Source organism: Campylobacter sp. CFSAN122748 (genome assembly GCF_045277125.1).
Lineage (GTDB): Bacteria > Campylobacterota > Campylobacteria > Campylobacterales > Campylobacteraceae > Campylobacter_D > Campylobacter_D jejuni.
In genome coordinates, this window is sequence record NZ_CP116953.1 from 1,422,206 (window position 1) to 1,443,947 (window position 21,742).

Here is a 21,742-nt window from a genome sequence, read left to right on the forward strand (position 1 = left end):
TTGGATATTTTAAAACTTGCAATCAAAGATTTTTTAAGTCTTAAATTTTTAAAATTTGCCTTAATTCCTTTGATTTTTAGCCTTGTACTGATGCTTTTTTTAGGAGTACTTGGCTTTTCGGCCTTGCTTAATTATTTTAATTCTTTATTTAGCGTTGGAGAAGATTCGTTTTGGGCGTGGTTTTATGCTCTTCATTTTGTACAAATTTTAATCACCATCATAAGTTTTTTATTTTCAGGTTTTATTGTTGTTTTTGCTTCGGTTTTTTTAGCCCTTTTTATCACTTCTTTTCTTACTCCTTTTATCGCTAAAGAAATCAACCAAAAATATTACCATTATGATAATACAAACGAAGTTTCAACCCTAAAAACTATCTTTGAAATTTTTAAAATATTTATAAAATTTATAGGGATTTTATTGCTTTGCACCTTGGCTTTATTTTTACCTTTTATCAATATTTTTGTATATTATCTTGCTTTTTATTATCTCTTTCACAAACTTTTAATGATTGATGTTACAAGCACGATTTTAGACAAAGAAAGTTTTAAAAATTTTCATTCTGATTTTTCGCCTTTAGAGTTTAAATTTAGCACTCTTTGTTTTTATCTACTCTCATCAGTACCACTTTTAGGACTTTTTTTGCAAGTATTTTTTGTGATTTTTCTCACACATTTAAGCTATCAAAGAATTTTAAAACTAAAAGCTAAGGCTTGAAATATCGATTTTATGATTATATAAATAAGCTCTTAAAAGTCTTGGAATTTTAGCTATTCTACACTCTTCTTTGAAATTTTTAGGTAATTTTTGACAAGTTTCATACTCAAAAACAATAGCTTGTTCGTTTTTATATGCAAGTGCTATTTTACCACCTAAAACACAATCACCCTTTAAAAGCTCTTTTCTTTGTGCTGTGCTTAAAAGCAAACCTTTCATTTTCACCGCTCTAGCAATCAAGCTTTCATTTTTAGGGCAAATAAGAAGTCCTTGAATTTCTTTGATATTTTCAAAATCATAAAGTTTTTTCCTGTCTTCATCAAGATAAGAAAAACTTCTTTTTAAACCCTGATGAAATTCACTCACAAAGGCATTAGAGAAATTTTTTCTTATATAATTTCTAAAATATTTTTCATTTTCATTACTTTCATCATGGAAATAAAAAATATCTTTTTCTTTTAAAAAAGATGAAATTTCATCTTTGCTTATAAAGAGTAAAGGGCGTAAAAGTGTATAATTTGAGCGTTTTTCACACTCTTGCATACCTAAAATTTCAGCCAAACCTGCGCCTCGTGAAAGTTGCATCAAAAACCATTCAAATTGATCGTTTAAATGATGGGCTAAGATAAGATGGTCATAACCTTGCTCAAGACAAATTTTTTCAAAAAAATCATAGCGAAAATCTCTGGCTTTTTTTTCAAAGTTACTTTGAAATTTAGGAGCGTGTTTTATGAAAATTTTTTTATGAAATTTTAAAGCAAGTTCTTTGGCTTTTAACTCTTCTAAATCACTATTTTTTCTAGTTTTGTAATTTATTATCACAAGATCAAAGTCGATCTTTTCTTGCATTAAAAGATAAAAAAGCACACTAGAATCACTTCCATAAGAAAAAGCGAGTAAATTTTTACCCCTTTTTAAAAGGGCTAAAATTTCATCTTTAATTTGCATCTACTTTTCTTAAAGCCTTAGCAAGGAGTTTTTTATCAAGGTTTTGTAAAATTTCACATTCATAAATTTGCCCCATTTCCAAATTTCCACATTCGCTTTCATTAATAAGAATTTCCCCATCAATCTCTCTATCCCATCTTAAATCTTTAGCTGCGATAAAAAACTCTCCCTCGCTACTTTCTCCTGTGCAAACTACTAAACGCTTTTGCCCTACTTCTTTTTCAAAACTTTTTTCTATCACTTCATCAACAATTTTTTCTATGATTTTAAGCCTTTTATTGATCACTTTAAAAGGCACTTGCTCCATATCAAAAGCGGCTGTATCTTCTTCCTTAGAATACGCAAAAACACTCACCCTATCAAAACCAAAGTCTTTAACAAACTCACAAAGCTCCTCAAAATCTGCCTCACTTTCACCTGGATGCCCTACGATAAAGCCCGTGCGTAAAAAGCTATTTGGCGCACTTTTCATTAAATTTAGCATTTCTTTAAGTCTTGTGCTATTTGCCCCACGCTTCATGATTTTAAGCATATTATCACTTATGTGCTGCAAAGGCATATCAAAATAATTTACAAAAATTTCAGAAGCTATAATGCGTTTGATCAAAGCTTCACTCGCGCTCGTAGGATAAAGATATAAAATTCTAGCCGCTCTTATGCCTTTGATTTTTTCCACCACATCGATTAAGCGTATAAGCCCATCTTTTTCACCCTTATCAAACAAATAAGAACTCGTATCTTGTGCAATAAAAGAAAAGTCCTTATAACCTCTAGCTACCAAATCTTTAAGCTCAGCTATAATGCTACTTATCTCGCGAGATTTTAACTTGCCTTTAAAACTTGGGATAGCACAAAAAGAGCATTTTTGATTACAACCTTCGGCGATTTTTATAAAAGCATGGGAATTTGAACCTGTGATAATACGTTTAGAATTTTCACTTTGCAAATAAGTCGAATTTGAAAATAAATTTGTTTTTTTAAGTATCATTTCATCGATTCTTTCATAATCACCCACACCTGTGAAAAGATCAACCTCAGGAAGTTCTTTCATAAGTTCTTCGCGGTAACGCTGCATTAAACAACCCGTAACCACCAAAAGAGAATCTTTTTTTCTTTGTTCGTGCAAATCCAAAATCGCATTAATGCTTTCTTTTTTTGCACTATCGATAAAACCACAAGTATTTACGATTAAAACATCAGCTTTGCTTGGTTCATCGCAAAGTTCATAAGCACTAAGGCGCCCTAGCATGATCTCACTATCGACTAAATTTTTATTACAACCTAAAGACATAAGATAAAGTTTTGACATTTTTTTCCTATATTAAAGTTTTCTTTTGATATAATTTTTGACTTTAAAAATATAATTATAGCAAAGAAATTTTATGGATAATTACGAATTTAGCGAACTTTTAAAAACTTTAAAAAACAAAGTCGGCAACATAGCCTCCATCATCAAGCCTGAAAATATCCAAACAAGGCTTAAAGAAATCGAAGAGCTTGAAAATTCTCCTTCTTTTTGGAGTGATGTTAAACAAGCAGGAATCATAGGTAAAGAAAAAACTAAAATCACCAATCTACTTAAAAACTATGAAAATGCTTTTAATGCTCTAAATGACGCAAGCGAACTTTTCGATCTGGCCAATAGCGAAAACGATACAGAAACACTTGAAGCTTTATTTAATGATGCACCAAAACTTGAAGATACTATCACAAGTCTTGAAATTTCCATGCTTTTAAGTGGGGAAAATGATGGTAAAAATGCCATTGTTTCCATTCATCCAGGTGCGGGCGGAACAGAAAGTAATGACTGGGCAAGCATACTTTATAGAATGTATTTAAGATTTTGTGAAAGAGAAGGTTTTAAAGTCGAAACTCTAGACTTTCAAGAAGGCGAAGAAGCAGGGCTTAAAGATGTGAGCTTTTTAGTTAAAGGCGAAAATGCTTATGGTTATTTAAAGGCTGAAAATGGTATCCATCGTTTGGTAAGAACTTCTCCTTTTGATAGTGCAGGACGCCGCCATACAAGCTTTTCAAGTGTTATGGTAAGCCCTGAACTTGATGATGATATAGAAATTGAAATCGAAGAAAAAGACATAAGAATAGATTATTACAGAGCAAGTGGTGCAGGCGGACAACATGTTAATAAAACAGAATCAGCTGTGAGAATCACACATTTTCCAACTGGTATAGTTGTACAATGCCAAAATGACAGAAGTCAGCACAAAAACAAAGCTACCGCTTTTAAAATGCTAAAATCTCGCCTTTATGAACTTGAACTCATGAAACAACAAGATAGTGCTAATGCTGGAGAAAAAAGCGAGATAGGCTGGGGGCATCAAATCCGATCTTATGTGCTTTTCCCTTATCAGCAAGTCAAAGACAATCGCAGTGGAGAAGCTTTTTCTCAAGTGGATAATATCCTTGATGGGGATATTAAGAAAATGATAGAAGGCGTTTTAATTGCCTTAAAAGCAAAAAATATTTAATCTTAAGGAGTAAAAATGACAGCTTATATACACATAGGAACACCAAAAACTGGAACTACCACGATTCAACATTTTTTAGCCAACATATAGAAATGAATTAATGAAAAGAAATGTATGTTATTTAAATTATAAGGGAGCATTAGATCATTGGTTTATTCCTAAATTACTTAATATACTTTGGGAAAAATCAAATAAAAATATTGATTTATTTTATCAAAATAAATCAATATTTTTAAACCAAGAACAAGAAATTCAAACTATAAAGGAAGAAATAAAAAAACTAAATTCAAATCAAATTATCTTGTTATCTTGTAAGGGAATTTACCAACTATGTAGCTCCTTTGAGTTTTTAAGTATTTTTAAAGAAATATTATATTTTATTGGTATTTCAGATATTAAAATTATAGTTTATTTTAGAAGACCTGCTGATTATTTTATTTCCTATTACACTCAAGCAATTAAAAGTGGAGCTTCAAGTTATGCAAATATTTTTCAAAAAAATCCAAATGAAGATATTCATTTCATGATAGCACACCAATTACAATATTCTAAAGTTATAAAAATTTACGAAAATGTCTTCAAGCACAAAAATATAATTATAAAAAGTTTTAATAAAGATAAATTTTTGAACAATAATCTTATAGATGACTTTTTATCAATTTTCAAAATTAATCGAGATAGTTCATTTAAAACAATGGAAACCATGAATGAATCTTTAGATATATTGGGTATTAATATATGCAATATTTTATATGAAGATAAAAATTTTTCCGATTTAATCATTGAAAAAAATCTCATTCCATCTTTTGTTAAAATAATGGAAAAATTTTTTTCTACAAGAGATAAATTTTTACCAAAAAAAACAATTTACAATAATTACAATTTATTTTATAATAAAGAAATAAAAGAACTAGAAAACAGATACCTTAACGGTCAAGCATTATTCCCTCCTATTAATATTAATAAATATAAAGAAAATTGGTATATTAATGAAATAAAGCATGATGACTTTAAACAAATCATTTTATTTTTTAAAGAAATAATTACATTAATTTTAACTTTTCAAAATCAACAAATACAGAAAAATAAAGAATTTCAAAATATTGCAAATTCTTTCCCTTTGAAAAAACAAATCTTAGAATTAGCCAATCTAGAACAGGATTTAATTATTAAAAAATTAGAAAGTAAAAAACTTGCTAAATCTTTAGGTCTAAAAATGAGCATAATAAATCCTAAAATTACTTTTATTCAAGCTAATTCAGCTAAAGCTCGTATTCAAAACCATCTGTCCTATAAACTAGGACAAGCTTTAATCGCTAATTCAAAAAGTATATTAGGATATATAAGAATACCTTATGTATTATCTTATATAAAAGACAAACATAAATTTGAACAAAAAGCCTATGAAGAAAAAATAAAAGAAAATCCAAATTTAGCTTTACCTCCTTTAGAAACTTATCCTGATTATAATGAAGCTTTAAAAGAAAAAGAATGTTTTACTTATAAACTAGGCAAAGCTTTAATGCAGGCTAATAAAAATTGGTATGGGGGGGGGGTATATCAAATTTATATTCAAAGATGTGCCTAGGTTGAAGAGAGAGTTTGAGAAAGGGGAATAAATGACTTTCAATCTTACCCATCTAAGACAACTTGAAAGTGAGTCTATTTTCATCATGCGTGAAGTAATATCTGAATTTGAAAAGCCAGCTATGCTTTATAGCATAGGTAAAGATAGTTCAGTGATGCTTCATCTTTTACAAAAAGCTTTTTATCCAGCCACTCCTCCTTTGCCTTTAGTCCATGTAGATACGACTTGGAAATTTAAAGAAATGATAGAATTTCGTGATAAAAGAGCTAAAGAACTCGGTATGGAACTTATCGTTTATACTAATCCAAAAGGCAAAGAAATAAATATATCCCCTTTCATACATGGCTCAAATATGCATACAGATATCATGAAAACTCAAGCTTTAAAGCAAATGCTTGATTTATACCAATTTGATGCTGTTTTTGGAGGAGCTAGACGTGATGAGGAAAAATCTCGAGCAAAAGAGAGAATTTATTCCTTCCGTGATGAAAATCATACTTGGGATCCTAAAAATCAGCGCCCAGAACTCTGGAATTTATATAATGGACGCCATAACAAAAAAGAATCCATAAGAGTTTTTCCGCTGAGCAATTGGACTGAACTTGATATTTGGCAGTATATATACCTTGAAAATATTCCTATACCAAGTCTTTATCTTGCCAAAAAAAGACCTATAGTTGAATACATGGGAACAAAAATTTTAGTTGATGATGATAGAATGCCAAAAGATTTAGCAAAAAATGCTAAAGAAGAAATGGTAAGATTTAGAACTTTGGGTTGCTATCCTCTAACTGGAGCCATAAATTCAAATGCCACAAGTGTTTTAGATATCATAGAAGAACTACTTCTAGCTACAACCAGTGAAAGACAGGGAAGACTTATAGATAGTGATGAAGAAGCTAGCATGGAAAAGAAAAAACAACAAGGGTATTTTTAATGCAAAGTGTAGAAAATTATCTAAAAGAACATGAAAATAAAGAACTTTGTCGTTTTATCACTTGTGGTAGCGTTGATGATGGAAAATCCACTCTTATAGGAAGATTACTTTATGATACTAAAGCTCTTTTTAGTGATCAATTAAGCACCTTAGAAAAAGATAGTAAAAAAATGGGGAATGCCGGAGATAAACTTGATTTTGCACTTTTAGTAGATGGGCTTGCAAGCGAAAGAGAACAAGGCATTACCATAGATGTGGCTTATAGATTTTTTACCAGTAATAAACGCAAATTTATTATAGCTGATACCCCAGGCCATGAACAATACACTAGAAACATGGCAACAGGAGCAAGTACAGCAGATATTGCTATTATTTTAATTGATGCAAGAAAAGGGGTTTTAAAGCAGACTAAAAGGCATTCTTATATAGTGAGCTTACTTGGTATTAAAAATTTTATCATTGCCATTAACAAAATGGATCTAGTTTCTTACGAAGAAAAAATCTTTAATAATATTTGTAAAGATTATGAAAAAATCATCCCTTATTTGCAAGAAGATATCCAAACACACTTTATTCCCATTTGTGCTTTAAATGGTGAAAATATCACTCAAAAAAGTAGAAATTTATCTTGGTATAAAGGTGAAACTCTACTTGCACTTTTAGATGAAATTAAAATAAATAAAATCATTCAAAATGATTTTATCATGCCTGTGCAGTATGTTAATCGTCCGCATTTAAATTTTCGTAGTTTTTGCGGAAATATAGCAAGTGGTTATATAAAATTACAAGATGAAGTTATAGTCTTGCCTTCTATGCAAAAATCTAAAATTAAAAGTATCATTACAAGTGATATTAAAGATTTAAGAGCTTTAGATGAAAATGAAATCATTCCAAGTCAAAATGAAGCTTGTGTTAATATGGCCGTAAGTTTATGTTTAGAAGATGAAATCGATATTTCTAGAGGCGATATTTTGACATCTATCAACCATGATCTTAAAATGAGCAATGCTTTTGAAGCTATGATTATATGGATGAGTCAAAAACAATTAGATCTTAATGAAAATTATCTTATAAAAAGAGCTCATAATCTTTGCAATGTTAAATTTGAAAATATTAACTATAAAAAAGATATCAATACTTTTAAAGAAGAAAATACCTCAAATTTAATACTTAATGATATTGCAAATTGTACTTTAAAACTAGATAAAAATTTAGCACTTAAAGAGTATAAAGATAATAAAACCTTAGGATCATTTATTATCATCGATAAATATAGCAATGAAACCTTGGCCGCAGGTATGATAATAAAAATTTTAAATTCACAGCAAAGCCAAAGAATTTACACTCAAGCTGAAATAGAACTTAACACTTTTATAAGAAAAAACTATCCAGAATGGGAGTGTAGAAAAATATGAAAATCATAGTAGGTATCACGCTTTTAATTCTACTTATATTGCTCATACGCAACAAAATAAAGCCTGCTGTTTTATTTGGAAGTTTGGCAGGATTTTACTACGCTTTAGGTTATCTTGATTTTAAAACTTGGATAAGTTCTTATACAAATGATTCTTTAATTTCACTCATGTTGCTACTTTTAGTTTCTATCGCTGTTGAAAAAACTATCATTATAGAATGGGCAAGTAAATTTATCATAGGAAAAAACTATAATCTTTCTCTTTTGAGATTAGGTGTAATTACTTGTGCGGTTTCAGCCTTTTTAAACAATACCGCAGTAGTAGCAAGCTTTATGGGTATAGTAAAAAACAATAAATTTCAAGCTCCTTCAAAGCTTTTAATCCCTCTTTCTTATTTTGCCATAGTAGGCGGTGTTATCACTCTTGTGGGAACTTCTACAAATTTAATCATCAATTCCTTTGTGGTACAAAATGGACTGCCAAGTCTTAAAATGTTTGATTTTTTTTATATAGGTATAGCTTTAAGCATAGGAATGATTTTGGTTTTGATGATTTTTAGTAAATTATTACCCAATTATGAAAATAAAGATAAAAATATAAAAGAACATTTAATCGCCTTAAAAGTCTTAGAAAATAGCTCTTTAATAGGCAAAAGCATAGAAGAGAACAAACTTAGAAATTTAGAGTTTTTATTTTTGGTAGAAATTCAAAGAAACAACCAAAGCATCACTCCCGTTTCACATAATGAAATTATAAATGCAAAAGATACACTTATATTTAGCGGAAATATTTCACAACTTGAAACTTTAAATAAATTTGATGGCTTAAAACTTGCGGATGGTTATGAGTTAAAAGAAAGTAAATTCATCGATGCAATTATTTCTCCAACTTCTAATTTAATTGGAAAAAGCGTAAAAGAAGCTAATTTTAGATCTAAATTTGATGCAGCTATTATTTCTTTACAAAGAGGAGATGTATATATCAAAAAAATTGGCAAAAGTGTTTTGCAAGCTGGAGATAGAATGATTTTAGCTGTGGGTAAAGATTTTATCTTAAGAGATAATTTAGCTAAAAATTTTTATTTACTTTCAAATATCAAACAAAACGAAAAACTTGATGCTAAAAAAAGCTTAATGACCATAATGGCTTTTTTAAGTGTTATTGTTTTTTCGGCTTTAAATTTTATCTCTTTTACCAAAGCTTTGCTTATTTGTTTAGGCTTTTTACTACTTTGCAAATTTATCAAGCTTGATGAAGTAAAAAGGCGTTTTCCTTTTGATATTTTTATCATAGTAGGCTCTTCTTTAGCAATTACTAAAGTACTTGTAGATAGCGGACTTGCCAAAGATTTAGCTCAACTTATCACAGGTTTTTTTGGACATTATGGAGTTTATGGAAGTTTTATAGGAGTTTATCTTTTAACCCTACTTTTAACCGAATTTATTACCAATAACGCTGCTGCGGCCTTAGCTTTCCCTATAGGTTTTGCCACAGCTCAAGCCTTGGGAGTAAATCCTTTGCCCTTCATCTTTGCTGTAGCTTATGGTGCTAGTGCTGGGTTTATGATACCACATGGATACCAAACTCATTTAATGGTTAGCTCGCTTTGTGATTACAAAATGACAGATTTTATAAAAATAGGTGCCATTGTTTCTATCGTATATAGTGCTATAGTTCTCATAGGCATACCTTTAATCTTTAATTTTTAGGATATTTATGGATAAAAATCTTACTTGGCATAACACAAATATCACCAAAGAACAAAGATCAAAACTTAAAAATCAAAAACCTTGTGTACTTTGGCTAACAGGACTTAGTGCAAGTGGAAAATCAACCATTGCCAATGCTTTAGAACAGAAATTACACGAGCTTGGTTTTCATACGTATTTGCTTGATGGGGATAATATTCGCATAGGTTTAAATAAAGACTTAGGCTTTGATGAAAACTCAAGAGTGGAAAACATAAGACGCATAGCAGAACTTTGCAAACTTTTTGTTGATAGTGGTTTGATTATACTAAGTGCTTTTATCTCACCCTTTAAAAGCGATAGAGCTTTAGCAAGATCTTTAGTAAAAAAAGATGAATTTATAGAAATTTTTGTAGATACACCTTTAGAACTCTGTGAAAAAAGAGATCCTAAAGGACTTTACAAAAAGGCAAGAAATGGAGAAATAAAAAATTTCACAGGTATAGACAGTCCTTATGAAAAACCTCAAAATCCTGAAATTCATTTGCAAAATTCCAAAGCCAAACTTAATGAAAATGTAGATATAATCTTAAACTATCTTAAAGAAAATGGATATATTGATACTTGAAAAAATTTATGTAGAAAATAAAAATATTTGAGTAAAAAAGTTTTTTACATAATAAAATTTTAAAAAATTCTTATTTGATGGAGTTAAAATGACCTGTTACTTACATATAGGAACTATGAAAACTGGGACTAGTTCTATTCAAGATTTTTTATATAAAAATCAAAATTTACTTAAAATTCAAAAAACCTTATATCCAAATTCTATTAAAAATTCTTGGCATTTAAACGATCATAATCCTTTTGCTCATGCAATTGAATATTTTTTAGAACAAGCTAATTTTTCAAGCTTAGACTCATATTTAAAACCATTAAAACAAGAAATCAATAATTCTCATTCAAACAAAGTAATAGTTTCAACCGAAAACATTCAATTTTTACTTTACAATGAAAAATATATACAAGAATTGCAAATTATTTTAAAAAATCTAGGATTTACTAAGATATATATTATAATTTATTTAAGAAATCCTAGTGATTTATTTATTTCTATGTGTTCTCAAGCACTAAAAGATGGTACTCCAAAAAAAATTTTATCCTTACCTAGTGAAAATAATAAATTTAAAATTTTATGTCATCATGAACAAACTTTAAAAAATTGGGGAAATATTTTTAAAAAAGAAAATCTCATCGTAAAATTGTTCAGCAAAAATGAATTTTATCAAGGAGATTTGTTAAAAGATTTTATAAATACTATAGGTCTAGAATGGGATAATAATTTTATCATACCTGATAAACAAAACGAAACTTTAGATTTATTGGGAATGGAAATTTTGAATCATTTTAATAATTACAGCATTCCAATGCTTACAAATAGATATGTTGATTTTATTGTTAATTTTTTCGATAAACATTTTACCTCAAAAGATCCCAAACTTAAATTTCAACCACCAAAAGAAATATACCAATCTTATATAGATTATTTTGAAGAGTCAAACGAATGGGTTAGAAAGGAATTTTTTCCACATAAAGAAAGATTATTTCCTAAAAAAGATATGAATACCTATAAAGAAAATTATGAACTTAAAGAAATGAAACCAGAATACTGGGATAAAATAGCTGAATTTATAGCAGATATTATCAAAACAAACAATGAAAATATTCTCGGTCTTAATCAAACTTTAGAAATTAAAAATCAAGAACTCAGAAATCAAACTAATCAAATTCATAATTTAAATAAAACACTAAATTTCCAAAATAATTATGGAAAAGCTAAAATAAGAATTCAAAACCAACTTTCTTATAAACTAGGACAGGCTTTGATTATAAATTCTAAAAGTGTATTGGGTTTTCTATCTTTACCTTTTATAATATTAAGCATTGTTATTTCACATAAACAAGAACAAAAGGCTTATAAATTTAAAGTAAAGAAAAATCCAAATTTAGCTTTACCACCTTTAGAAACTTATCCTGATTATAATGAAGCTTTAAAAGAAAAAGAATGTTTTACTTATAAACTAGGAGAAGAATTTATTAAGGCTAGTAAGAATTGGTATGGGGGGGGGGGATTATTCTTATTGCCTTATAGAGTTTTTAAACTTCATAAGAAACTTAGGAAAAAACAATGAAAACCGTAGGTGTAGTTATCCCAATCTATAATGTAGAAAAATATTTAAGAGAATGTTTAGATAGTGTTGTCAATCAAACTTATAAAAATTTACAAGTTGTACTTGTAAATGATGGTAGCACAGATGAAAATTCACTCAATATTGCAAAAGAATATACCTTAAAAGATGAAAGATTTATACTTTTTGATAAGGAGAATGGAGGACTTTCTTCATCTCGTAATGTAGGCATAGAATTCTTTAGTAAAGAGTATGATTTTAAAAACATTACCCAAGAATCAAAAGAAAACTCCTTAGTAGAATTTAAACTAGACAATGAAGATAATCCTTATAATATTTATAAAATATATAAAAGTTCAAATTTCTTTAAAAATAAAGATGAACTTTTAAATTTTAAAGCTCCTGATATTGATTATATTATCTTTTTAGATTCTGATGATTATTGGGAGTTAAACTGCATAGAAGAATGTGTTCCTAGAATGGATGGGGTTGAAGTGGTCTGGTTTGATTGGAAATTTTACTATGAAACAAATAATATAAATTTTGAAAATATAACCTATCATGACAGATATAAATTTAAAGAAAATATTATAACCCCCTTAGATTGGATTAATCAATATAAAAATACTGGAATTACTTGGTTTTCTTTTGCTTGGAATGGAATGATTGATTTTAAACATCTTATAACTTATAACCTTCATTTTATTAAACAAACTATACATGAAGATGTATTTTTTGGAATAAGTTTATTTCTTTCATGCAAATTTATTTCATACCTCCCTTGTAAACTTTATAATTATAGAATTAGGGATAATAGTTTATGTGATTATAGTAATCAAAATAAGAATACTTGGATTAGTCCATATATGAAAAATATTTATAATAAATTTAACAATATAGAACAAACTAAATTTTATCATAGGATCAGTAGCGAAGCTTTAACTTGTATTGAGTTATTAAGTTTTATCGAAAATAAAATTGCCAATAAATACCAAAATACAGTTTTAGAAAATCTTTTAAATGATAGAATATCAGCTCTTTGGCAAATTTTAGATTGCAATAAAGATCCTTTAGATATTTTAAATAAAATTCCTAAAAAACTTTATATAAAAAAAGTTTTTTCATTGAAAAAAGTAATAAAAAATCTAAATAAAATATTAGAAAATAAAAAAACTATAATTATAAACCAAACTAATCAAATTCATAATTTAAATAAAACACTAAATTTCCAAAATAATTATGGAAAAGCTAAAATAAGAATTCAAAACCAACTTTCTTATAAACTAGGACAGGCTTTGATTATAAATTCTAAAAGTGTATTGGGTTTTCTATCTTTACCTTTTATAATATTAAGCATTGTTATTTCACATAAACAAGAACAAAAGGCTTATAAATTTAAAGTAAAGAAAAATCCAAATTTAGCTTTACCACCTTTAGAAACTTATCCTGATTATAATGAAGCTTTAAAAGAAAAAGAATGTTTTACTTATAAACTAGGAGAAGAATTTATTAAGGCTAGTAAGAATTGGTATGGGGGGGGGGTATATCAAGTTTTACTTCAAAGATGTGCCTAGGTTGAAGAGAGAGTATAAGAGGAAAAGATAAAATATATATTAGATATATTTACGCTCACTCAAATAAATTTTTATGCAAAATTTCTTCTAAAACCACAGTAGCATAAGAGCCTTTTTGCAAGAAAAACTCTATACAAAAATGAGCTTTTTCTTCATCATAACGCCATTTTAACTCTTCTAAATATCCCCACATAAAGCGTCTTGAACCTTGCATTTTAGTCTTAAACTCCAAAGCATCTTTAAAAATTTCATTTTCTAAATTTAAGGCCAAACCTTCTCCTGTTTCATAAGCCTTAGCACCGATTAAAAGCCCCATGGCGCTTATATCTCTTGCCTTAAAACGCCCAAGCTCAGCACTTAAATCCTCGCATAAAAAACACTTTCCAAAAGGATAATGCCCTAAAACCTCACCTTTTAAAAGCTTAAAAAATTGTTCTTGTTTTTTAAGTTCCTTAGCTTCTTCTTTAGAAATTTTATAAATTTGGATCAATTCTTTTTCGCTAAAATCATTTGCAAAATGTGATAACTCCACTCTTTTACTCAAATAGCGATTAAAAAGCTCACTTTGAAAAGCTGAAATTAAAAACTCTTTCATTTTTACATTTTTCATTTTTTTGCCACGCAAAATTTCAAGCCCTTCTTTATAATTATCCCCAAATTTTCCAAAACGCTGATAACCAAAATAATTCGTAAAACCTTGTTTATCCAAATTCATCAAAGCTTGTTCTAGTTTTAAAGCATCGCTTGGTAAAACTTTTTTTAAGCGTATGAAAAAAGTATTTCCTTTTAAATGCCCTATTCTTAGCTTGTTTTCATGGATAAAAGTTTCTAAAATTTTAAGTTTAGGATGAGAAAAATTTGACAAAAAACTCTCAAATTTTTTAGGCATAGAAAGGTATTGAAAGGTTGATCCTTGCTTATCTTTAAGCCCTGCATAACCAAAATCTCTTATTTTAACCCCGCTTGTTTCGCTTAAAATTTTTAAAGCTTCATTTGTGGTTAAATCTTTTTTATTGATATGCAAAATAAGATGTTCACCCTTACCGCTAAATTCATACAAAGGCCTTTCACGCACTACAAAATCATCGCTATTTTTACTAAAATACGCATTAATAGGACTGTGTTTTAAACTATACAAAGGCTTAAAAATGGTGTTCTCTTCCTCTAAATTCATATTTTCCTTTCACTGCTTTTCCAAAGATATTTAATTTCACGCCGTGTTTTTTGGCTATTGTTTTTATATTTTGACGCTCTTTTTCATCAAAAGCAAACAAAATTTCATATTCTTCTCCGCTATAAAGCGTATAATCATCAAGCTTTTTAAACCAAGAAATACCGCATTTATTTAAAGCTAAAAGCCTTGATAAATCCTTGCTTAAACCATCTGAAATATCCATAGCACAAGAAATTAAAGGTGCGATTTCATAAAAAAAACTAGCTCTTAATTTTGGCTTTATAAATACATGGTTTGGTTTTAAAGTGCCCCCATTTTGTAAAATTTCAAGCCCTTTTAAACTTCGTCCTAATTTTCCCGTATAAGCAAGTAAATGCCCCTTTTTTAAACCTTTTCTAAAAACAGCTTTATCGTTAATCTTTGAAATGATAGTAAGACTAATGTCTATTTTATCATTGCTTATAGTATCACCGCCTATGATTTTTATATTAAATTTCCTAGCTGTTTTTAAAAAACCTTTTTGCAAGGCTTTGATCTCATTTTCGCTTAAATTTTTTGGTAAAGCAAGTCCTAAAAGTGCGTATTTTGGTACAGCATTCATTGAAATAGCATCTGAGATATTGACAAGCATTGCTTTTGTAGCAATTTGCTCTAAGCTAAGCCACTCTCTTTTAAAATGCACATTTTCAAAAAACAAATCCTTACTAAAACACCAATCATCAATAACAGCTCCATCATCGCCATTTTTTTCATTTAAAAAAGCTTTGATAATAAAATCTTCTTTGTTCATAATGCGTGATTTTATAAAATTTCCTTTTAAATTCTAGTGAATTTTAGAAAAATTTTATATAATATAGAAATATTTAAGGAAAAACCATGAAAAAATTAGAATTAAGAATTTTTAGATTTGATAAAACCAAGGATTATGAGGCTTATTATAAACCTTATATTTATGATAATTATGAAAATTTTGCAAGCTTTTATGATCTGCTTTTGCAAGTTCAAGATGATGATATTTATTTTGATTTTGATAAAGATGAAGATACTTACATAGTTGTAAATAAGCAAATCATACCACTTTTTACACCTTTGGAAAAAATAGCAAAAGAATTTGATTTTAGTCTTTGTATCGAACCTTTAAGCACAAAAAGAGCTATTAAAGATCTTATCATGGATAAAAATGATTTTTTAGACAAATACAAATATCTTGAAAAATTTGGCGATGAAGAAGATAAAAAGCTTTATGCAAAATATGATTATTTATATTATGCAAGTGAAATTTTAGACTATCTTCCTGAATATATGGGCGATGGAGTGTTTTATTTGGCTTCAAAAATGATAGAAAAATATCCTGAAAAAAAGATAGAAATTTTAAAAACTTTAGCAGATAAAGAAAAGGGTATTTTTTATCATCTTGAAAGCAAAAATGAAATTTTAGAAACAACGATCAAAAACCTACAAAATGAAATTTTAAATTTAGGGCTTTTTGATAAAAATATTTTACACTTTGATTTACCTAAAACCAATGCTTTTGATAATGAGATCAAAGAACTTAAAGAAATTAAACATAATTTTAAAGATTTCAATATAGCTTTTTATGGTTTTAATGCTTGCGATACTTTAAAATCCAAACTTAAGGCTAAATTTATTTCCTATGAAAACAGTACAAAAAATAATGGCTTTAGCTTGCTTAATCTAAATCCTACGCTAAGCTATAAAATGGCTGCAGATATTGTTTTGGACGCTTATGATAGCGGGGCTGATTTTATGGTAGTAAGAGAAGAAAAAGATTTTTATCTTTTTGATACTTGTGCTAAAAAACTTATGCAAACAAGCGGAAGGGAATTTGAAGACTTTTATATTTTGAGCCATTTTGAGTTTTTAGCCCTTATCGAAGGCATACAAGCTCCATCATTAAAAAATCACACTTTAAAGGTTAGTTTGATATGAAAATCTCTTTAGAATGCAAAGATCTCATCATAGAAAAAACTTTAGAACTTTTTTTAAAAGATCATTTAGTAATGAAAAAAGATTGTGATTTCATCATTAGCGATGAAAAAATTCATACCGCAAAACCCTTATTTATCATCTCTAAAAACTCTCCATTTTTAAGCATACCATTTAGCAAAGAAGTCTTGTTTGAGTCTTTAAATGAATTTGATAATGCCTTAAAAGCAGCAGCTTTGCAACTTGCACTTGAACAAAAAAGACTGCTTGAAGAAAAAATTGACGCTATTGCTTTGGAATTTAAAAAAGATTATGAAAATAAAATCGATCTTGCCATAAAAGATCTTAAAAACAAACTCGTAAAAGCACTTAATGATGAATGATGAATTTATAAGCGTTAAAGACTTTTTTAATCACAATGAAAAAAGAAAAAAATTTCTTCAAAAACAAGAAATTAGTTCCCCTAAAGAAAAAATAAAAAAAGTCAAAGAAACAAAGCTTTATACAAATATAGAAAGTGGTAAATACAAAGGAAAAAAACTACTTTTACCTAGTCTTACAACAACAAGAAGTACTAAAAGCATAGTAAAAAGTTGTGTTTTTAATGTAATAAGGGAAGATTTAAGAGATAAAATTTTCATTGAAGCCTTTGGCGGAAGTGCTTTGATGGCGGCTGAAGCACTAAGTAATTATGCTTTAAAAGCTTATGCTATAGAACTTGATGCAAAAGCCTATAAAATTGCTTTAGAAAATGCTAAAAATATAGATCCAAATTTAGAAGTTATCCACGCAAATACTTTTGAAATTTTACCTAAACTCATAGAAAATTCAAAAAATGAAATCATCTTATATCTTGACCCACCTTTTGATATCAGAGAAGGTTTTAGTGATATTTATGAAAAAATTTATCATTTTTTAGAAAATTTAGATTTAAAGACTTTAAATTTAATCATTTTTGAACACCACTCAACCATAAAAACTCCCGAAAAAATCCAAAATTTTCAAAAAATTAAAGAAAAGAAATTTGGATCAACTAGCTTAAGCTTTTACACTTCTTAACTTACTTGGAACACTTCTTGCTTGATCTATCATCAACAATAGATTAAAGGAAGAATCCATGAGAGTTTTAACGATATTTTTACTCTTTATGACAAGCATTTTTGCAGTGCAAATCAAGGATGTAGCAAACACTGTAGGTGTAAGAGATAACCAACTCATAGGTTATGGACTTGTTGTAGGACTTAATGGAAGTGGCGATGGAACAAGCTCTAAATTTACACTACAATCCATCTCAAACCTTTTGCAAGGTATGAATATCAAAGTAGATCCTAATGATATCAAATCAAAAAATACCGCAGCTGTTATGGTTACAGCCAAACTTCCAGCCTTTGCAAAAAGCGGAGATAAACTTGATATTACCGTTTCATCTATGGGTGATGCAAAATCTTTACAAGGCGGAACACTTTTACTGACTGCACTTCGTGGGATTGATGGTGAAATTTATGCTATAGCACAAGGCTCTATCTCAACAGGAGGTTTAACACCTAGACCAGGAGGAGCAGGTTCTCACTCAACTGCTGCAACCGTAATGGGCGGAGCTAATGTAGAAAGAGAAATTCCACAAAATTTTAGCCAAAATAATGATCTAACCTTAAGCTTAAAAGTAGCAGATTTTAAAACCGCAAATGATATAGAAAGAGTTTTAAATACCGTTTTTGGCGAAGAAGTGGCTAAAGCCATCGACTCTCGCACAGTAAAACTCAAAAAACCTGAAGATCTTTCAAATGTTGATTTTATGGCAAGAGTTTTAGAACAAGATATAGCTTATAAACCACAAAGCAAAGTTATCATCGATGAAAGAACAGGAACAGTGATTGCTGGAGTTGATGTAGAGGTAGAACCTGTTTTAATCACTCATAAAGATATCACTATAAAAATAGATCCAAACAATAACGCAGTAGCTAATCAAAATGAAATCGATATGAAAGATGGTGGTTTTGTAGATCCAAGTTCAAATACCTTAAGAATCAACAATGCAAAAAGCACAGTTGCAAATATAGCTAGAATGCTTAACAAACTTGGAGCAACCCCAAATGACATTATCGCTATTATGGAAAATTTAAAGCGCGCAGGTGCAATTAACGCGGATTTGGAGATCATCTAATGAAAGTGGATAATTTTTTAAATACTTATAGTATGAATAGCGCTTTACTTGATCGTGCAGCCAAAGCAAGAAGTTTAGAATCAAGCATCAAAATAAATGACAATGATATAGTTACAAAGAGCAAAGAAGATGAAGCCTTAAAAGAACAAACGGATGCTTTTGAGGCATTTTTTTTAAAGCAAGTTTTAGATGTATCTTTAAAAAGTCAAAATTCACTCTTTGGAAAAGATGCCAGCGATGAAATATACTCTTCCATGTATAATGATACCATGAGTAAAGCTTTAAGTGGAGGTATGGGTTTTTCAAAATTATTATACGATTTTTTAAAAGAAAGGGGTTAAGTTTTTTAAATTTAGGTCGATATGGTTTGTAGAGGATTATAACTAAGGAGGCAGAAATGATCAATCCTATACAACAAAGTTATGTGGCAAATACCGCATTAAATACAAATAGAATAGATAAAGAAACTAAAACAAACGATACTCAAAAAACGGAAAATGATAAAGCGAGTAAAATCGCAGAGCAGATTAAAAATGGTACTTATAAAATCGATACAAAAGCTACGGCTGCTGCGATTGCTGACTCTTTAATCTAAAAACTTTCATTCTCCTTTTTTTGAGAGAGAAAAGGAGAAAATATGCTTAAACAAAGACTTGATGAAGTAAATGCTATCTTAGCAAAACTTATTGCTTTAACCGAAGAAGATATAGAAAATATCAAAGTGGCTAAACATGAGAGTGTAACGCCAAGTGTAGAAGAAAAAAACAAACTTATCGCGGAATTTATTACAGCTAAAAAACAACTTGATGTTGCCTTGGTTGAGCTAAATAATAGCTCTACAAAAGGGCTTAGTGAACTCTTAGATGATGAAGATAAACAAAAACTAGATCTACTTAAAAAAAATCTTCAAAACCTTCATAGTAAAAACAAAGAGTATGCTAAATTTGTTCTTATTGTCAAAGATTTTCTTGATGGCTTAGTAAATAAAATGTTTGATATCAATGATGGAACAAATAATGCTTATGGAGATAAAAAGACAAATCCAGAGTCAATTTTCAAGATCAATGTATAAGGATTTATAATGGGTATTTTTGGAACATTATACACAGGTGTTACAGGCTTAAAGGCAAGCGAAGTTCAAATCGCAACAACTGGAAATAATATCTCAAATGCTAATGCAACTTTTTATACACGCCAAAGAGTGGTGCAAACTACAAATGGATATATTACAACAGGTGGAGTTCAAGTAGGCACAGGAACTGCTGTAGAAAGTATAGTGCGTTTGCATGATGAGTATTCTTACTATAAATTAAAAGGTGCATCTACTCAACTAGAATATACTAAATATATAGCTTCCACTTTACAAGAAATTGCGCAGCGTTTTCCCGACTTACAAAATACTGGAATTTTGCAAGATTTAGAAAATTATAACAAAGCTTGGAATGATTTTGCATCTAACCCCAACGAAAATGCCACAAAAATAGCCCTTGTAAAAGCTTCTCAGACCTTAACAGAAAGCGTTAATAACACTTTTGCAACCTTAGATAAAATCCAAAAAAAAGTAAATGATGATATTAAAAATACAGTTGATGAGATTAATAGAATTGGCGAAGAAATTGCTACTATAAATAAACAAATTTATGGACAAGAAGCCTTACCAACAGAACACGCAAATGAACTTAGGGATAGAAGAGATGAACTTGAGCTTACTCTTTCAAAGCTAGTTAGTGCAGTTGCAAGCAAAAATGAAATCAATCAAGACAATCGCCTTGATACAACCATCACTGATCCAGGACATCAATACAATCTAAGTATAGAAGGTTTTAGTATAGTAGATGGAATAAATTTTCATCCTTTAAAGCTTGATTATGATGATAAAAATAAATCTTATAGCATTTATTATGAAACTCCTGATGAAAAAGTTCGCGATCTTACTGCAAAAATTAGCGGTGGACAGCTTGGTGCTCAACTTGACTTACGCGGTAGAAACTATAGCAAAAGCGAAGGAAAATATGAAGATGGAATTATCCAAGGTTATATGGATTCTTTAGATACTTTTGCTAAGACCATGATCAATGAAACTAACAATCTTTATGCAAGTTCTGCGAAAAGTTCTGTTACTTCTGATTATCTATCTGGGCTTAAGGGAGATATTCCTTTAGTTAATTACGACAGAACCATACAACCAGGAAGTTTTGATATAGTCATTTATGATGATAAAGGCGATAAAAAACTCACCAAAACCATCGCCATAGATGTAAATACAACCATGAATGATATCATGCGTCAAATCAATGCTAATACAGATGATAATAACAATAAAAATTCAAACGATGATGTTGATGATCATATCAATGCAAGTTTTAGCTACGATGCAAAAACTGGAGATGGTTTATTTCAAATCAATGCAAAATCAGGTTTTAAGGTAGCCATTGAAGATAAAGGCACAAATTTCGCAGGTGCGTTTAGTATAGGCGGTTTTTTCAGCGGAACTGATGCAAGTGACATGAAAGTAAAAGATTCCATCTTAAATGATCCAAGCACAGTAAGAGCAAGTTTAAGTGGGGTTGATAGTGGAAATGACATGGCAAATAAAATCATCCAACTTCAATATAAAAAAGTTAATTTTTATAATGAAGATGGCACTATCGATAATCTTACCATGGAAGAATATTACCGCAAACTTACAGGTAAAATAGCCTCAGATGGTGAAAATAACAATGTCGTCAATTCAAGCAATGAAACTCTTTATAATTCTGTTTATAGCGAGTACCAATCTAAAAGTGGGGTAAATACAAATGAAGAATTAGCCGCCCTTATACAATATCAATCAAGTTACGGTGCAGCAGCAAAAATCGTCTCAACCGTAGATCAAATGCTTGATACCTTACTAGGGCTTAAATCTTAAGCTCTAGTAA

General features: G+C 29.3%; 21 protein-coding genes. 17 read left to right on the plus strand and 4 right to left on the minus strand.

Annotation, left to right across the window (positions count from 1 at the left end; all coding sequences use genetic code 11):
* The gene (locus OT390_RS07370) at positions 1 to 714 is read left to right on the plus strand and encodes an EI24 domain-containing protein (protein WP_002923678.1); all 714 of its coding nucleotides are present in this window, start codon (positions 1 to 3) and stop codon (positions 712 to 714) included.
* Here the strand turns inward: OT390_RS07370 and tilS are convergent.
* Entirely contained in the window at positions 697 to 1,662 is a 966-nt protein-coding gene (gene tilS / locus OT390_RS07375) for a tRNA lysidine(34) synthetase TilS (RefSeq protein ID WP_002923675.1), read from the minus strand. The genes OT390_RS07370 and tilS overlap by 18 nt on opposite strands.
* Positions 1,652 to 2,971, minus strand: coding sequence for a 30S ribosomal protein S12 methylthiotransferase RimO (gene rimO / locus OT390_RS07380; protein ID WP_002923672.1), 1,320 nt, complete (start codon positions 2,969 to 2,971; stop codon positions 1,652 to 1,654). The genes tilS and rimO overlap by 11 nt, the downstream gene beginning before the upstream one ends.
* Before the next feature lie 73 nt (positions 2,972 to 3,044).
* Here rimO and prfB point away from each other — a divergent pair, with 73 nt between their 5' ends.
* The 8 genes from prfB to OT390_RS07420 all read left to right on the plus strand — a co-directional run bounded on the left by prfB (position 3,045) and on the right by OT390_RS07420 (position 13,539).
* Positions 3,045 to 4,148 (plus strand): peptide chain release factor 2, encoded by a 1,104-nt coding sequence (gene prfB, locus OT390_RS07385; protein WP_002923668.1) that lies wholly within the window; start codon positions 3,045 to 3,047, stop codon positions 4,146 to 4,148.
* A 100-nt stretch (positions 4,149 to 4,248) separates the two neighbouring features.
* Positions 4,249 to 5,736: a hypothetical protein gene (locus tag OT390_RS07390; RefSeq protein ID WP_240693982.1), complete on the plus strand. Its 1,488-nt coding sequence runs from the start codon at positions 4,249 to 4,251 to the stop codon at positions 5,734 to 5,736.
* Positions 5,737 to 5,767: 31 nt separating this feature from the next.
* Positions 5,768 to 6,673: a sulfate adenylyltransferase subunit CysD gene (gene cysD, locus OT390_RS07395; RefSeq protein WP_002925335.1), complete on the plus strand. Its 906-nt coding sequence runs from the start codon at positions 5,768 to 5,770 to the stop codon at positions 6,671 to 6,673.
* A complete protein-coding gene (gene cysN, locus OT390_RS07400; RefSeq protein WP_002925333.1) occupies positions 6,673 to 8,088 on the plus strand; it encodes a sulfate adenylyltransferase subunit CysN in 1,416 nt (471 codons plus the stop codon). Before cysD ends, cysN begins: the two co-directional genes overlap by 1 nt.
* Positions 8,085 to 9,797 (plus strand): SLC13 family permease, encoded by a 1,713-nt coding sequence (locus OT390_RS07405; protein ID WP_002925330.1) that lies wholly within the window; start codon positions 8,085 to 8,087, stop codon positions 9,795 to 9,797. The genes cysN and OT390_RS07405 overlap by 4 nt, the downstream gene beginning before the upstream one ends.
* Before the next feature lie 7 nt (positions 9,798 to 9,804).
* Positions 9,805 to 10,404, plus strand: coding sequence for an adenylyl-sulfate kinase (gene cysC / locus OT390_RS07410; protein WP_002925327.1), 600 nt, complete (start codon positions 9,805 to 9,807; stop codon positions 10,402 to 10,404).
* Between the two features lie 88 nt (positions 10,405 to 10,492).
* Positions 10,493 to 11,968 carry a hypothetical protein gene (locus tag OT390_RS07415; protein WP_406611472.1) on the plus strand — a complete coding sequence of 492 codons (1,476 nt, stop codon included), beginning with the start codon at positions 10,493 to 10,495 and terminating at the stop codon, positions 11,966 to 11,968.
* Positions 11,965 to 13,539 carry a glycosyltransferase family 2 protein gene (locus OT390_RS07420; RefSeq protein ID WP_052800532.1) on the plus strand — a complete coding sequence of 525 codons (1,575 nt, stop codon included), beginning with the start codon at positions 11,965 to 11,967 and terminating at the stop codon, positions 13,537 to 13,539. Before OT390_RS07415 ends, OT390_RS07420 begins: the two co-directional genes overlap by 4 nt.
* Positions 13,540 to 13,594: 55 nt before the next feature.
* Here OT390_RS07420 and truD read toward each other — a convergent pair whose 3' ends face one another.
* The gene (gene truD / locus OT390_RS07425) at positions 13,595 to 14,713 is read right to left on the minus strand and encodes a tRNA pseudouridine(13) synthase TruD (RefSeq protein WP_004314278.1); all 1,119 of its coding nucleotides are present in this window, start codon (positions 14,711 to 14,713) and stop codon (positions 13,595 to 13,597) included.
* Positions 14,682 to 15,503 carry a thiamine-phosphate kinase gene (locus OT390_RS07430; RefSeq protein WP_004314275.1) on the minus strand — a complete coding sequence of 274 codons (822 nt, stop codon included), beginning with the start codon at positions 15,501 to 15,503 and terminating at the stop codon, positions 14,682 to 14,684. The genes truD and OT390_RS07430 overlap by 32 nt, the downstream gene beginning before the upstream one ends.
* 86 nt (positions 15,504 to 15,589) lie before the next feature.
* On the opposite strand from OT390_RS07430, the gene OT390_RS07435 reads away from it, so the two are divergent.
* From OT390_RS07435 to flgK, 8 genes are read left to right on the plus strand one after another with little or no spacing between them, the layout of a single operon-like run.
* Complete coding sequence (locus OT390_RS07435; protein ID WP_394535972.1) at positions 15,590 to 16,663, plus strand: DUF5644 domain-containing protein; 1,074 nt, start codon at positions 15,590 to 15,592, stop codon at positions 16,661 to 16,663.
* Positions 16,660 to 17,043 carry a hypothetical protein gene (locus OT390_RS07440; protein WP_002883406.1) on the plus strand — a complete coding sequence of 128 codons (384 nt, stop codon included), beginning with the start codon at positions 16,660 to 16,662 and terminating at the stop codon, positions 17,041 to 17,043. Before OT390_RS07435 ends, OT390_RS07440 begins: the two co-directional genes overlap by 4 nt.
* On the plus strand, positions 17,036 to 17,719 hold the full coding sequence (gene rsmD, locus OT390_RS07445) for a 16S rRNA (guanine(966)-N(2))-methyltransferase RsmD (RefSeq protein ID WP_070296901.1): 684 nt from the start codon (positions 17,036 to 17,038) through the stop codon (positions 17,717 to 17,719). The genes OT390_RS07440 and rsmD overlap by 8 nt, the downstream gene beginning before the upstream one ends.
* A gap of 58 nt (positions 17,720 to 17,777) precedes the next feature.
* Positions 17,778 to 18,824 carry a flagellar basal body P-ring protein FlgI gene (locus OT390_RS07450; RefSeq protein WP_002826014.1) on the plus strand — a complete coding sequence of 349 codons (1,047 nt, stop codon included), beginning with the start codon at positions 17,778 to 17,780 and terminating at the stop codon, positions 18,822 to 18,824.
* The gene (locus OT390_RS07455) at positions 18,824 to 19,165 is read left to right on the plus strand and encodes a hypothetical protein (protein ID WP_002784057.1); all 342 of its coding nucleotides are present in this window, start codon (positions 18,824 to 18,826) and stop codon (positions 19,163 to 19,165) included. Before OT390_RS07450 ends, OT390_RS07455 begins: the two co-directional genes overlap by 1 nt.
* 56 nt (positions 19,166 to 19,221) lie before the next feature.
* Positions 19,222 to 19,419, plus strand: coding sequence for a flagellar biosynthesis anti-sigma factor FlgM (flgM, locus tag OT390_RS07460; RefSeq protein ID WP_002779262.1), 198 nt, complete (start codon positions 19,222 to 19,224; stop codon positions 19,417 to 19,419).
* Positions 19,420 to 19,461: 42 nt separating this feature from the next.
* Entirely contained in the window at positions 19,462 to 19,896 is a 435-nt protein-coding gene (locus tag OT390_RS07465) for a flagellar protein FlgN (RefSeq protein ID WP_002779263.1), read from the plus strand.
* Positions 19,897 to 19,905: 9 nt separating this feature from the next.
* Entirely contained in the window at positions 19,906 to 21,732 is a 1,827-nt protein-coding gene (flgK, locus tag OT390_RS07470) for a flagellar hook-associated protein FlgK (RefSeq protein ID WP_394535973.1), read from the plus strand.
* Positions 21,733 to 21,742 lie beyond the last annotated feature (10 nt).